At 50.8% G+C, this 15,034-nt stretch carries 12 protein-coding genes; 11 read left to right on the top strand and 1 reads right to left on the bottom strand.

The window, feature by feature from the left end; all coding sequences use genetic code 11:
• Positions 1-39 precede the first annotated feature (39 nt).
• Positions 40-897, top strand: coding sequence for an exodeoxyribonuclease X C-terminal domain-containing protein (locus H3001_RS01535; protein ID WP_317170742.1), 858 nt, complete (start codon positions 40-42; stop codon positions 895-897).
• Here the strand turns inward: H3001_RS01535 and H3001_RS01530 are convergent.
• Complete coding sequence (locus tag H3001_RS01530; protein WP_181213899.1) at positions 872-1,285, bottom strand: 2-amino-4-hydroxy-6-hydroxymethyldihydropteridine diphosphokinase; 414 nt, start codon at positions 1,283-1,285, stop codon at positions 872-874. The two genes, H3001_RS01535 and H3001_RS01530, sit on opposite strands and share 26 nt — an antisense overlap.
• Positions 1,286-1,356: 71 nt before the next feature.
• Between H3001_RS01530 and kdsB the strand changes: the two genes are divergently transcribed.
• The 10 genes from kdsB (at position 1,357) to H3001_RS01480 (ending at position 14,961) form a co-directional block, all read left to right on the top strand.
• Positions 1,357-2,121 carry a 3-deoxy-manno-octulosonate cytidylyltransferase gene (gene kdsB / locus H3001_RS01525; protein ID WP_178245488.1) on the top strand — a complete coding sequence of 255 codons (765 nt, stop codon included), beginning with the start codon at positions 1,357-1,359 and terminating at the stop codon, positions 2,119-2,121.
• Complete coding sequence (locus H3001_RS01520) at positions 2,121-3,407, top strand: M16 family metallopeptidase (protein WP_181213922.1); 1,287 nt, start codon at positions 2,121-2,123, stop codon at positions 3,405-3,407. The genes kdsB and H3001_RS01520 overlap by 1 nt, the downstream gene beginning before the upstream one ends.
• A 65-nt stretch (positions 3,408-3,472) precedes the next feature.
• A complete protein-coding gene (locus tag H3001_RS01515; protein ID WP_181213898.1) occupies positions 3,473-4,597 on the top strand; it encodes a phosphatidylinositol-4-phosphate 5-kinase in 1,125 nt (374 codons plus the stop codon).
• A 114-nt stretch (positions 4,598-4,711) separates the two neighbouring features.
• On the top strand, positions 4,712-5,155 hold the full coding sequence (locus tag H3001_RS01510) for a YhcH/YjgK/YiaL family protein (RefSeq protein ID WP_178245492.1): 444 nt from the start codon (positions 4,712-4,714) through the stop codon (positions 5,153-5,155).
• 15 nt (positions 5,156-5,170) lie between these two features.
• Positions 5,171-7,180, top strand: coding sequence for an alpha amylase C-terminal domain-containing protein (locus tag H3001_RS01505; RefSeq protein WP_178245494.1), 2,010 nt, complete (start codon positions 5,171-5,173; stop codon positions 7,178-7,180).
• A gap of 7 nt (positions 7,181-7,187) precedes the next feature.
• A complete protein-coding gene (locus H3001_RS01500) occupies positions 7,188-8,339 on the top strand; it encodes a DUF6057 family protein (RefSeq protein WP_181213897.1) in 1,152 nt (383 codons plus the stop codon).
• A 93-nt stretch (positions 8,340-8,432) separates the two neighbouring features.
• Complete coding sequence (proS, locus tag H3001_RS01495) at positions 8,433-9,923, top strand: proline--tRNA ligase (RefSeq protein WP_178245498.1); 1,491 nt, start codon at positions 8,433-8,435, stop codon at positions 9,921-9,923.
• A gap of 334 nt (positions 9,924-10,257) precedes the next feature.
• The gene (locus tag H3001_RS01490) at positions 10,258-11,067 is read left to right on the top strand and encodes an MBL fold metallo-hydrolase (RefSeq protein ID WP_181213896.1); all 810 of its coding nucleotides are present in this window, start codon (positions 10,258-10,260) and stop codon (positions 11,065-11,067) included.
• Positions 11,068-11,440: 373 nt separating this feature from the next.
• Positions 11,441-14,251 (top strand): hypothetical protein, encoded by a 2,811-nt coding sequence (locus tag H3001_RS01485; RefSeq protein ID WP_181213895.1) that lies wholly within the window; start codon positions 11,441-11,443, stop codon positions 14,249-14,251.
• Between the two features lie 239 nt (positions 14,252-14,490).
• Entirely contained in the window at positions 14,491-14,961 is a 471-nt protein-coding gene (locus H3001_RS01480; RefSeq protein WP_181213894.1) for an MATE family efflux transporter, read from the top strand.
• Positions 14,962-15,034: the final 73 nt, after the last annotated feature.

Here is a 15,034-nt window from a genome sequence, read left to right as displayed (position 1 = left end):
CCTGGATATGCATATTTGCTAAATTTTTATTATCTTGTCGTGCAAGTAAAAACTGCCTTTGCAGGGGAAGGAGGGATACTTATGACTTGCGACCTGACTTTATATCAATATTCTTCCGAACAGGCGGCGCGGATAGGGGCGGCCCTGGATCGTTTCAATAAGGGAAGAAGTGCTCAGAACGGCCATTATGCCGTCAGTCTGCCGACAGCTTATCGTCCTTACTGCGGCTTCTGGAGGGTTTTCCCGGACGGGATGCTGGTGTATGTGCGGACACTGGCCATGGGAGTGGAGACGGCCTTGGAGAGGGCCATGCAGATGCTCCAGTATTGTAATGTGTGGCTGGAGATAGAGGCGCCTTCCTTTTTCGAGGGGGTATACGGCCGTTCGGACGATGTCATGACCTTCGGCAAATACCGGGGAAAGCGTATGGCGGAGATTTATTATGTAGACCCTGCCTATGTGATGTGGCTGGCGCATAAGTATACGCCCGATTCCCGCCGTAATGAGCAGCTGGTGGTGCTGGCAAAATATTTTGTAAAGATTAATTTTGAACTGACGGTGCCCAAGCGTAAGATCAGTTCGGTGAGCAGCTATGTGGGAGAGGTGGGTGAAAAACTGAAAGACCTTTCGCTGGTGGTACTGAATGTGCGTCTGCAGATTGATTTCTACAAGCCCGATTTTTATGTGGACCAGAATGTGCTGGCAGCCGACCGTGACGGCAACCGCTTTACGTTCCTGGTAAAGGCCGCCGGGGTGAGCCTGACACCGAAAGTGCTGAACTGCCGGAGCCGGAAAATCCAGTTGCAGGAAGAACTGCTGCTGAAATCGGCCAAGGTAATGAGGCATTACGAACACAATGGCGTGTGCTATACTAAACTGGGATATGTAAAGTGGTGAGGATTCCGGTATCGGGGAGTGACCTCAGTATGAGTTGTACGTATTTTTTGCGTAGATCCTCAGCTTTAATCACCTGATTGTCGTAGGTCAGGATGTCAATGTCCAGGGGAATGATTCCGAGCCGTTTGCTTTCGGGAGTTCTTCCGGCCTGCCGTTCCATGTCCTTGAACAGGGCTTTTACTTCTTCTATTTCTTTTTCACTCGTCAGGAGGGCCGCACAGTTCTGGTAGGTGACGTTGTCCCGGGCCGGTTCGGCAGCTGTGGTCAGTGTGTCTCCCCATACCACATCTCCGGCCAGTACGGCAATCATTTTCCGGGCAGCGGCCAGGTGTTCGCCGGCCTGAAAATTCGAACCCAAACAGATAATATATCGGTGCAGCATTTTCATATTTGTCATGTTAAGGGTGCAAAAATAGATTTTTTTTATAAATTTGCATATCAATATTAAACAGATTTACCATGAAATTTATTGGAATTATTCCTGCAAGATATGCTTCTACGCGCTTCCCTGCCAAACCGTTGGCGATTCTGGGAGGAAAAACAGTGATTCAGCGAGTATACGAACAAGTGGCCGGCGTACTGGACGAGGCTTACGTAGCTACCGATGACGTCCGCATCGAGGCTGCCGTACAGGCTTTCGGCGGCAAGGTGGTGATGACTTCTACCGAACACCGCAGCGGAACCGACCGCTGTTACGAGGCTTATACGAAAATCGGCAACGGATACGATGTGGTGGTAAACATTCAGGGTGACGAACCTTTTATCCAGCCTTCGCAGCTGGAGGCGGTAAAGCGTTGCTTTGAGGATGCGGGTACGGATATCGCAACCCTCGTGAAACCGTTTACTCCTTCCGACGGCTGGGCTGCCCTGGAGAATGTGAACTCTCCGAAGGTGGTGGTCGACAAGCAGATGAATGCCCTGTATTTCAGTCGCTCGATCATTCCTTACCAGCGCAACCGCGACAAGAAAGAGTGGCTGGAGGGACATGTATACTACAAGCACATCGGTCTGTACGCTTACCGCGCGGAAGTGCTGAAGCAGATTACTTCGCTCCCGCAGTCGAGTCTGGAACTGGCGGAATCACTCGAGCAGCTTCGCTGGCTGGAAAACGGATTCCGTATCAAGGTGGGTATCAGCGATGTGGAGACAATTGGCATTGATACTCCCGAAGACTTGCAGCGTGCCGAACTTTTCCTTCAGAAACAGACGGAGGGGGGCTTATGATGCTAGACCGGACCGTTCCGCCCGCCATTAAGCCTGTTGCCCATTTTGAAATCCCACTGCCGGAACGCCGTGTCATGCAGAACGGAATGCCGCTGAATGTGATTCGTACAGGCAGTGAGGATGTGGTGCGTTTCGACCTGCTGGTGCGGGGAGGACAGTGGTGCCAGGAATATCCGTTGCAGGCCATGTTCACCAACCGGATGCTTCGCGAAGGAAGTGCCGGTATGACTTCTTCGGAGATTGCGGAGAAACTGGATTATTACGGAGCCTGGCTGGATCTTTCCTCTTCCGTCAACTACGGGTTTGTGACCCTTTATTCATTGGGAAAGTATTTTCCGCAGACGCTGGAAGTCCTGGCGTCGATGGTGAAGGAGCCGGTATTCCCTGAAAAGGAACTGTCGGTAGTGGTGGAGATGAACCGTCAGCAGTTTAAGGTGAATGCGCAGCGGGTGGATGTCATGGCACGGAAGGGACTCAACCGGGCTTTGTTCGGCATCGGGCATCCGCTGGGACGTTACGCGGAGGCGGAAGATTATGACCGTATCCGCCGGGAAGTGCTGGTGGATTTCTATCGGAAATATTACCATTCGGGCAACTGTTCGGCTTATGTGTCGGGCAGGGTTACTCCGGAGGTGGTGCGGTGCATCGAGTCTCATTTCGGAGATGCGGCCTGGGGAAATACGGCAGAGGTGCTTCCCGACCTGCATTATCCGCGGGTTTCGGACAACCGGAAGCGTCTGTTTTTCGAGAAGGAGGATGCCTTGCAGAGTTCACTGAAGATGGGAGGCTTTACCGTAGACCGGAATCATCCGGACTACCTGAAGCTGCGTGTGCTGGTTACTCTGTTCGGGGGATACTTCGGTAGCCGGCTGATGTCGAACATCCGTGAAGACAAGGGATATACGTATGGCATCGGAGCCGGTGTGGTGAGTTATCCGGAAGTCAGTGTGCTGGGCATCAGTACGGAAGCAGCCAATGAATACATCGAGCCGATTATCGGAGAAATCTATAAGGAAATGGACCTGCTTTGTCAGGAGAAATCTTCGGAGGCGGAAATGGAAATGGTCCGCAATTACATGCTGGGCGATATGTGCCGTTCGTACGAGAGTGCCTTCTCCCTGTCGGAAGCCTGGATTTTTACGGAAACGTCCGGACTGCCGGATGACTTCTTTGAACGCTCGCTGACAGCCATCCGTGATACGACGGCCGAGGAAATCCGCGACCTTGCGCAACGGTATTTCTGCAAAGAAACTTTAATAGAAGTGGTGGCAGGTAAAAAAATGTAATCAGATTGTGAAGTATACGTCAAAAGAAGTACTTTTGGCGGTAATTAATTGAAAAGAAAGAACCAATGACAAAACATACATATTTATTATTGGCCCTGATGGCGTGGGGAGGAATGACCGCTTCTGCCCAGATTTCGCTGGGATATTACAAATTTAAGAACGGTGCGGAATATACCGGCGAGCTGAAAGGACGGCGCCCCAATGGAAAAGGAAAGACAGTCTACAAGAACGGTGACGTTTACGAAGGTGAATATGTGAAGGGTAAACGTGAAGGTGAGGGTACACTGACTTTCGGTGACGGAAAGCGGTATGTGGGCCATTGGTTTCAGGACTTGCAGCATGGAAAGGGTACCTGCTATTTCATGAACAACAACCGTTATGAGGGTATGTGGTATGCCGGACAACAGGAAGGGGAAGGTACCATGTATTATTACAACGGCGACTGCTATGTGGGAATGTGGCACCATGACAAGCGCAACGGAAAGGGAGTCTATACCTGGAAGGGAGGAGCCAAATACGATGGCGAATGGACCAATGACCTGAAGAACGGTACCGGAGTGATGATCTGGGAAGACGGCTCAAAATATGAGGGCGAATGGAAAAACGGAGAACGTCACGGAAAGGGTACTTTCTACTATACGAACGGTGACAAGTACGTGGGCGACTGGAATGCGGACGTACAGCACGGCAAGGGAGTGTACTATTTCCAGAATGGAGAGCGTTACGAGGGTGATTATGTGGGCGGAGAACGTACCGGAAATGGGGTGTACATCTATCCGAACGGCGACAAGTATGAAGGACAGTTCAAGGCCGGATGGCAGGAGGGAACGGGAGTGTTCACCTGGACCAACGGTGCGGTATACGACGGACAGTGGGTCAAGAACCAGCGTTCCGGACAAGGTTTCTATAAATGGGGAAACGGCGACGAGTACAGAGGCAGCTGGAAGAACAACATGGCCGACGGCCAGGGCGAGTTGCGTACGAACGACGGATCGGTCTACACGGGCTCGTTCGTGAAAGGACATGAAGACGGCAAGGGGGTACTGGTCACTCCCGACGGCACCCGCTTTGAGGGAAGTTTCCGTCAGGGTAAAAAAGACGGTCCGTTTGTCGAAAAGGATGCATCCGGAAAGATTATCCGTCAGGGAACCTTCCGGTACGGACGGTTGTTGGAAGAAAAAAAACCGTAATCCGATATTTTTCAGTATAGTTTGTTCGCCGAAAAGTAAAAAATTCATAAATTTGTAAAAAGAGGACGGCAGCGTGTGCCGGAATCGGAAAACAGATTAAAAATAGATATAGTTATGGTTATAGACAAATTAGAAAACATTGGAAAATATGTTTCATTGAATCCGCTGTTTGCACAGGCGGTAGCGTTCTTGCAGTCGACTGAACTGAACGGACACGAAATCGGTAAGGTTGTTTTGAAAGAGAACGAACTGCTTGTAAATTTTGCTCAGACTCGTCCGAAAACCAAGGAAGAGGCCAAACTGGAAACTCATAATGATTTCATTGATATACAGATACCTCTCTCCGGAGTGGAGGTAATGGGGTATACTCCGCGTGCCGACCTGCCGGAAAACGAATATAATGCTGAAAAAGACATTACTTTCTATGAAGGCCTGGCGGCAGATTATTTTGCTGTAAAACCGGGAATGTTTGCCATCTTCTTCCCGGAAGACGGACATGCTCCGGGTGTTACGGCCGAAGGTGTTAAAAAGGTTATTGTAAAAGTTCGGGTTAACTGATAAATTTCGGAAACTATGGAAGAGACATTGAACATCATTGCAAGAGATCCTTGGTTGGAACCCTATAAGGAAGCAATTACTGGTCGTTACCAGCATGTGATGGATAAGGAAAAAGAATTGACCGGACGGAAGAGCCTGGCTGATTTTGCAAGCGGTCATCTCTACTTCGGACTCCAGCGTACGGAGAAGGGCTGGACGTTCAGGGAATGGGCGCCGAACGCGACTGCCATTTACCTGATCGGTGATTTCAACGGCTGGCAGGAACAGAATGCGTACAAGCTGAAACGCCTGAGAAGAAGCGATAACTGGGAAATCAACTTGCCGGCTGATGCGCTGAAGCACGGCGACCTGTACAAACTGAAAGTATACTGGGAAGGCGGATGCGGAGAACGTATTCCGGCATGGGCCAACCGGGTGGTTCAGGATGAACAGACCAAGATTTTCAGTGCCCAGGTATGGTGCCCCGAAAAACCTTATAAGTTCAAGAAGAAAGTCTTTATCCCGAACGTTTCGCCTCTGATGATATACGAATGCCATATCGGTATGTCGCAGGATGCGGAAAAGGTGGGAACCTATAATGAATTCCGTGAGAACGTGCTGCCGCGTATCGTGAAAGACGGTTACAACTGCATTCAGATCATGGCCATCCAGGAACATCCGTATTACGGAAGCTTCGGATACCATGTGTCCAGTTTCTTTGCGCCTTCTTCCCGTTTCGGTACTCCGGACGAACTGAAGCTGCTCATTGATACGGCTCATCAGATGGGAGTAGCAGTCATCATGGATATTGTACACTCTCATGCCGTGAAGAATGAAATGGAAGGCTTGGGCAATTTTGCCGGTGATCCTTGTCAGTATTTCTACAGTGGAGGCCGACGTGAGCATCCGGCTTGGGATTCGCTCTGCTTCGACTACGGAAAGAATGAAGTGCTGCACTTCCTGTTGTCCAACTGCCGTTACTGGCTGGAGGAATTCCATTTCGACGGATTCCGTTTCGACGGGGTGACTTCAATGTTGTATTACAGTCACGGACTGGGTGAGGCTTTCTGCAACTACGGTGATTATTATAACGGTGGACAGGACGACAATGCCATCTGCTACCTGACACTGGCCAACAAACTGATTCATCAGGTGAATCCGAGAGCCATTACCATTGCAGAGGAAGTTTCGGGTATGCCGGGACTGGCTGCACCGATTGCCGATGGCGGATACGGATTCGACTACCGTATGGCCATGAACATTCCTGACTACTGGATCAAGGTCATCAAGGAACTGCGTGATGAAGACTGGAAACCGTCGAGCATGTTCTGGGAAGTAACCAACCGCCGCAAGGATGAAAAGACCATTTCGTATTGCGAGAGCCACGACCAGGCACTGGTGGGCGACAAGACCATTATCTTCCGTCTGATTGATGCCGATATGTACTGGCACTTCAAGAAGGGAGATGAGAACGGTACGGTACAGCGCGGTATTGCCTTGCATAAGATGATCCGCCTGCTGACGGCTTCTACCATCAATGGCGGTTACCTGAACTTTATGGGAAATGAGTTCGGTCATCCGGAATGGATTGACTTCCCGCGCGAGGGCAACGGATGGTCGTATAAATATGCCCGCCGTCAGTGGAACCTGGTAGATAACAAGGAACTCTGCTATCACTATCTGGGAGATTTCGATGAGGCTATGGTAAACCTGATCAAGGGTACCAAGAACATTCAGAAGACCGATGTGATAGAGGTATGGCATAACGACGGCGACCAGGTACTGGCTTATCGCCGCAACGATCTGGTGTTTGTGTTCAACTTCAGTCCGACACGCTCGTTTACCGATTACGGCTTCTTGGTTCCACGTGGAAAATATCAGGTGGTACTGAATACCGACAGCAAGGAATTCGGCGGATTCGGCTTTGCGGATGATTCGGTAGAACATTTCACCTGTGCCGATCCGTTGTACAAGAAAGAGAAGAAAGAATGGCTCAAACTGTATATTCCCGCTCGTTCGGCAGTTGTGTTGAAACGTCAGAAATAAATAGTTTATGAGTGAATTTATATCCGAAACCTATAAGAGAGCCGCGCGCATACAGACCGTTGTGTGCGGCTTTCTTTTCTCTGTCTTCAGCGTCGTCTATTTATATGTCTTTCAGCGCGACGTGCTGGAGGCGCTTCATTTTTCGCTGGCCCACGGAAAAACCAGTTTTGCTCCTCTGGCCAGTGCCCTGATCATTACGCTGGTATTGCTGCTGCTGCGCTGGGGGGTAAATGCCCTGCTCAAGTTGCGCAATGAGATACAGACCCTGTCTTATTTCCCTTCGTGTCTGTTGCTGGGAGTGCTGACCGATGTCGGACGGGACGTGTATACCTCGCAGTACCATACGTCATGGGGATGGCTGTTGCCGCTGCTGCTGGTGCTGTATGCGGGACTGGCTTTTCTTCTCAGACGGTTCTGGCCTGTCCGTACCGGCGGTGAGGGGGAGATGTTCGGTACGCTGAACTGGAACGTATTCTTTTTGCTGGTTCTCTGTGGAATGACGGTTGCCATGGGCAATTCAGACCGTGACTTCCATCATGAACTGCAGGTGGAGCGTTGCCTGCGTGCCGGAGATTATGAAGGCGCACTCAACACCGGCCGGCGTTCGCTCGAGGCCAGTCGCACGCTGACAGCCTTGCGGAGCTATGCGATGCTCCGTTCCGGACAGATCGGCGAACGGCTTTTCCAGTATCCTCAGTATTATGCTTCCGACGGTCTTTTCTTTGCCAGTGACTCACTCACCGTGCTGCGTTACACCAACGACTCCATCAGTGCCCTTCTGGGAGAGCGCATTTCCTTCCAGCAGCGTTTCACTGATTTCCTGGGAGACATCTGTTATCAGGAAAAAGGCAGTCACCTGGCTGTCGACTATTACCTGTCGTCGCTGCTGCTGGATAAAAGACTGGATGACTTTTTCAGAGGACTCTCGGATTTTTACGAACCCGAAACGGGGCTGCCCCGGTGCTACCGTGAGGCCGTACTGCTCTATCAGACCGAGCATGCCGACACTACCTGGGCCATTGCCGACTCGGTGATGCTCCGCCGGTTTGAGGACTACCGTGCAGAGCGCACCCGGCTGCAGACCACCCCGGGAGGGAAGAACCTGTTGCGGAAAGATTTCGGAGATACCTATTGGTGGTATTTTGATTACCAGCAGTAAGAAAATAGCAGCCGATTATAGGCTGCTATTTTCTTTTTTGCTAACTTTGCATTCCGTATAAAAACAGAGAACAAGTAAAATAACATATAAGTTATGGCAAAAGAACTGAAAGAACTTACCAAAAGAAGTGAAAACTATTCACAGTGGTATAATGATTTGGTGGTAAAGGCCGACCTGGCAGAACAGTCGCCGGTGCGTGGCTGTATGGTAATCAAGCCTTACGGCTATGCAATCTGGGAAAAGATGCAGCGTATCCTGGACGATATGTTCAAGGCAACCGGACACGTCAACGCTTATTTCCCGCTGCTGATTCCGAAATCATACTTGAGCCGGGAAGCAGAACACGTGGAAGGATTTGCCAAGGAATGTGCCGTAGTGACTCACTACCGTCTGAAAAATGCAGAAGACGGTTCTGGAGTGATTGTCGACCCCGCAGCCAAACTGGAAGAAGAGCTGATTATCCGTCCGACTTCGGAAACCATTATCTGGAGTACTTATAAGAACTGGATCAATTCATACCGTGACCTGCCTATCCTGTGCAACCAGTGGGCCAATGTAATGCGCTGGGAAATGCGTACCCGTCTGTTCCTGCGTACGGCTGAGTTCCTGTGGCAGGAAGGACATACGGCTCATGCTACCCGTGAGGAAGCTGAAGCTGAAGCACAGAAGATGCTGCACGTATATGGTGACTTCGCCGAGAAATACATGGCTGTACCGGTAGTAAAAGGTGTGAAATCGGCCAACGAACGTTTCGCCGGTGCATTGGATACCTATACCATTGAAGGACTGATGCAGGACGGAAAGGCACTGCAGTGCGGTACTTCTCATTTCCTGGGACAGAATTTTGCCAAGGCTTTCAACGTACAGTTTGTAGACAAGAACAACAAGCTGGATTATGTTTGGGCTACTTCATGGGGTGTATCTACCCGTCTGATGGGAGCGCTGATCATGACTCACTCCGACGACAACGGTCTGGTACTTCCTCCGCATCTGGCTCCTATCCAGGTAGTGATTGTGCCTATCTACAAGAACGACGAACAGTTGCGTCAGATCGATGCAAAGGTAGAAGGCATCGTCAACAAGTTGCGCAGCATGGGTATCTCAGTGAAATACGACAACGCCGACAACAAGCGTCCGGGCTTCAAGTTCGCTGATTACGAACTGAAGGGAGTACCTGTACGTCTGGTTATGGGTGGCCGTGACCTGGAAAACAACACCATGGAAATCATGCGTCGTGATACCCTGGAAAAGGAAACACGTTCTTGCGACGGCATCGAAGAATACGTTCAGAACCTGCTGGAAGACATCCAGAACAACATCTACCAGAAAGCCCTGAAGTATCGTCTGGCAAATACAGTGAAGGTGGATACTTACGAGCAGTTTAAGGAACAGATTGAGAAGGGTGGATTCATCCTGGCTCACTGGGACGGTACTACCGAAACTGAAGAGCGTATCAAGGAAGAAACCAAGGCTACTATCCGCTGTCTGCCTTTCGAAGCTGATGAAGAGAGCCTGACTCCGGGTGTGGACATGGTTACAGGAAAACCGTCTGCCCGCCGTGTCCTCTTTGCACGCGCTTATTAATCAGGACATTTTTGTATTGATATGAATAATACGATGGCTGCACATGAATTTTATCATAAATGTGCAGCCATTTTTTTGTCCGATACGGAATCTTTATTGGTTAGCGGCGCGGATTAATTAATCTGAAGCGTGGATTATTGAATCAGTGCCGTGAACCGAAGGAAGGACGTGGGGCATCCTTTTTATCCTTGAGACGGGGAGAGAAAATGACCGTTTCAGCAGGCAGAATGGATGCCGTACCGCAGGATTTTGCCTGAATGAGAACGGGCAGATGTGCCGGTGGCTTATGCGTCAGACAAACCGGGGCGGACAATGAAAACGATTGAATAAAACGATGAGACAGACTGAATTGATTATGCTGGGCACGGGGAATGCAGCCGTGACCCGTTGCTACAATACCTGTTTTGCACTGCGTACAGACAGGGGAATACTGCTGACGGATGCGGGAGGCGGAAACGGAATTCTGGTACAACTGGAAAAGGCCGGTATCGCCGTGACTGACATTCACGATATTTTTGTAACCCACGCACACACCGATCATGTATTGGGAGTTATCTGGATGATTCGTACCGTGGCGCAGCAGATGCAGCAGGGAAAGTATGAAGGAGAATTGCGGGTGTGGGGGCACGACAAGGCCCTGCAGGTAATCGACTGGATTTGCCGCATGACACTGCCCGCAAAGATTGTGGCCCGCCTGGGTGTGGGAATCCACCTGTGTGAGGTGAAGGACGGTGAGGAATTTGAGGCTTGCGGATTGAAATTCAAGGCGTTTGACATCTTCTCGACAAAGGAAAAGCAGTTTGGTTTCCGTGCGTACCTGCCCGACGGACAGCGGCTGGTCTGCCTGGGAGACGAGCCATACAACGAGCGCAACCGCAGTGAGGTGGAGGGAGCCGACTGGCTCTTGTGTGAGGCTTTCTGCCTGTATGCCGACCGCGACCGCTTCAAGCCTTACGAGAAGCATCACAGTACGGCCATGGATGCGGGACGCCTGGCCGAAGGGCTGAAGGTGAAGCACCTGGTACTTTATCACACCGAGGATAAAACGCTGGATACCCGGAAACTGAAATATACCGAAGAAGCGGCAGGGGAGTTTAAGGGACGTGTCTTCGTTCCTGATGACCTGGAACGTATTTCTTTGTAAATAATTGATAATCAGATTGTAATAAAGAATTACTTCATCGGCTCCGACCATTGTCCGGATGATGAAGACTGGCATGGAGCGCCTGTTTGTCTGTATGTGCCTGCACTGCAGATAGACAGGCGTTTCCTGTTTTCATAAGGATATGTCAAGGGGGCAGGCAGATTCAGGTACTTAATTGCCGGTCTTTTGTTTGCACATATTGAGAAATTTTGCTTAACTTGCATAGTGGTATAGATATAATGAATCCGGGCCGGTCATTCATCTGCGGATGCATATTCATCCGGTATTACGGCATGAAGAAACGTTGAGCACCGGTCTTGTCAAATGTGAATCTTAATCTATGGGTTTAAGCAACTATTAAAGAAAAACGGCTATGAAAAAATGGACTATCCTATGGGGATTGTGTCTGATCGGTTCGGTGGAAGTCTTCGCTTCTGCAGGAGAATCGGACAAAGACTGGATGCTGCATCCGGACGGGTTTAAGGCAAGGGTGTATCAGGAGAATAATCAGTTGATTTTGAGTAACGGACTGGTGGAACGGGTCTTTCAGGAAGGTACGACCGTCCGTTTGAACAACCTCATGACAGGGGAAGGACTGCTGCGTTCGGTCCGTCCCGAAGTTGAACTGTGCATGGATTCCCTGCCGGTGAGAGTGGGAGGCTTGTCGGGGCAGCCGGTCCATAATTATTTATTGCCCGAATGGCTGGCGGATATGCAAAGGGACTCGATGGCCTTGCAATACGCGGGCTATGAAGTCCGGCCGATTGCCGCACGTTTCCCCTGGAAACCTCGCAAGGGGTGGATATCGGGAAATGCGGTCTGGCCACCGAAGGGAAAGGAACTGATTCTGAAGTACAGGGCCGACGAGGCGCTTGTCGGACGGTGGGAACGCTTCCTGATTTCCGACCAGAACCGGCAGAAGGTGGTGGACGCGGACTTTACCAAAACCCTGCCGGAGGGATGGAAGGTCGTTACCTCAGCAACCAATAAGGCCAATGCCTTTGAAAACGAAGGGAAGGTCGGAGAGATTCTCGTTCCTTCCAATACCTGTGCCTATGCAGAACGGGACTTGCCGGCAAATGCGGAAGTGCTGATTGCCCGGATCAATCCGGGTACGGACAAGTCGTCTCATTGGGGACCGGGACTTGCGTGGGTGTTTGATAAGGGATATATAAAGTGTTATTTACGCACCTCAGATGGGAAGTTCGGGATGACAGGTACCGGCCTGGAACACGGAACCGACTTTTCGGGTTATCGTCCGGGAGTACCGGTCTATATCCGGATGCAGCGGATGGGGAATACACTGACCAGCAGTTTTTCTTATGACGGTGTAAAATGGACGGAGCTGCAGCAGGTGTCTCTGCCTCAAGGGGCGGTTTCCCGCTGTGTGCGAATCGGAAAAATGGATGCCGGTGGTGGGAATACCGAAGCCGGTGAGAAGGGAAGGCCGGGGCGTTGCCGGATGGATGCGCTGACTGTCCTGGGAGGACTGCAGCAGGGAAACGGAACGGCCGGTCTGGATTACTGGAAGTCTTTGGAGGTGGATGTGCATTATGAAATTTATGACGGTATTCCGTTGATCAGCAAATGGTTTACGCTGGCCAACCATTCTTCGGATACCCTGTGCCTCGATTCGTACAAGAGTGAGATCCTGGCCGTAATGGAACCCGAAAACACTGCTGTTTTCGACAAGAGTTTCATGACGCCGAACATCACGGTGGAATCGGACTTTGCCCATGCCAACCAGCAGGACCTGATGGATGCGAGGGACAATCAGATGTATCAGCGTCATGTACACTGGAACAAGGACCCGCTGTACAATACGCAGGTCGACTGGCTCATGAAGACTCCCTGTCTGCTGGAAAGCTATCCGGAATACGGACTGGCAGAGAGTGTGGGCAAGGGAGAGGTTTTCTCGAGTCACCGGATCTGGGAACTGTTTCACGATACCTGGGACCGTGAGCGCAAGACGATGCAGATCAGGAAAATGTATCGGGTTGCGGCTCCGTGGACGGCTGAGAACCCGATTTTCATGCATGTGCGCAATGCCGACGATGCCTCGGTAAGAAAGGCCATCGACCAGTGTGCGGAAGTAGGCTTTGAGATGGTCATCATGACCTTCTGGAGTGGGGTGAATCTGGAGGATGACAGTGCGGAGAACCTGGAAAGGATGAGGAAACTGGCCGATTATGCACATTCAAAAGGGATTGCGCTCGGAGGTTATTCGCTCCTGGCCAGCCGCAGCATCGACCCGGAAAACGACGTGGTGATGCCTGAAGGACATACTCCGCAGTTTGGGGCTTCTCCCTGTGTGGAAAGCCGGTGGGGACAGGAGTATTTGCATAAGCTGAGAAATTATTTCAAGGTGACGGGACAGGATATTCTGGAACATGACGGCAGTTACCCGGGAGATGAGTGTGCTGCCACTACTCATCCGGGACATAAGGGCTTGGCCGACTCGCAATGGAAGCAGTATCAGGAAATCAAGAAGTTCTATCAGGACTGTAAGTCGGAAGGTATCTTCTTGAATATTCCCGACTGGTATTTCATGAACGGACAGAACAAGACGGCTATGGGATACAGGGAGGCCAACTGGTCTCTGCCCCGCAAGCAGCAGGAAATCATCGAGCGGCAGAATATTTATGACGGAACATGGCTCAAGACGCCTTCAATGGGATGGATGATGGTGCCTCTGGTGGAATATCATGGAGGTGGAGAAGCGGCTACGATTGAGCCTTTGAAGGAGCATCTGCCGCATTATGAGATGCGTCTGGCCAATAATTTTGGAGCGGGTGTGATTGCGTGCTATAGAGGGCCGCAGTTGTTTGATGCTCCTGAGACGAAAGCGGTTGTGAAGAAGTGGGTTGACTTTTACAAGGCTCACCGGCAGATTCTGGATTCGGACCTGGTGCACCTGAGGCGCCCGGACGGTACGGACTGGGATGGTTTTGTGCATGTGAATCCGTCGATAGATGAAAAAGGACTGCTGATGGTTTATAATCCCCTGCCGGAAGCGGTCCGGAGGGTGATCAGTGTTCCTTTGTATTATACGGGACTGACCGGCCAGGTATGGGTGCATGATTCGAAGGGGAACAAAGTGAAGAGGTCGTTGAACAGGGACTATTCGCTTACGCTGGAAATTGAAATTCCACCTTATGGCTGCAACTGGTATGTGTTCAAGTAGGCCGATTGTGGAAAGGTGAGCGGGGGAAGCCTCAACGGGATAACCCTGGATGCGGATGACATGCCGAAGTGCCGGAACAAAAAAAGACGGAAATAATTTGTATATGTCGCATAAAAGACCCATTTTTGCGTCCGTAATCAACAGAAAGAGTTGATAAAAGATTTTATCCGCATCGGAGGGCTAAAGATAGGGCCGGATAAGATGAGTGGACTGTTCCATCATCTTATCCGGCTTTTTTTATGCGAAAATGGGGAATAGCAAACGAATGTATACTGTACAAACGGGGCAGGGATACGGAGCGGATTGCCGTCGTGACGGCGCTGGTGTGCGGAGCGGTGGTGGCTGCCATGTTTACGTGCTGTCCCCAGTGGCTGGTCTCGCTCTTCATTGCCGGTGAGGGAGAGGCTGCCCGGATAGCGGTGGAAGGCTTCCCGTATTTTTCTGTGGCCTTTGTCTTCTTTATTATCAATCTGGCCGTCATAGGGTATTACCAGAGTGTGGAGAGGGTAAGGCCGTCCGTTTGCTTTGCGCTGGCCAGGGGACTGGTCTTCCTTGTTCCGAGTTTTATGGGACTGCCTCTGCTACTGGGGGCTAAGGGAATATGGCTGGCACTTGCATTGTCGGAGATACTGACGACCTGCTGCATCGTGGCTTATGTATTGTATGGAAGAATGAAGAGCCGGGTGAGTGTTCCCGGAGCGTTCCGGTGAAAGGAAATCCGAAGCAAAGACATTTGGAAGTCCGGACCAATGGCATTGCGGGAAGCCCTTTCCGGGCCTCCCG

The sequence above is a fragment of the Phocaeicola faecicola genome, from assembly GCF_013618865.1.
Lineage (GTDB): Bacteria > Bacteroidota > Bacteroidia > Bacteroidales > Bacteroidaceae > Phocaeicola > Phocaeicola faecicola.
The sequence above is the reverse complement of the archived record's forward strand: the minus strand, read 5'-3'. Positions and strand labels throughout refer to the sequence as shown.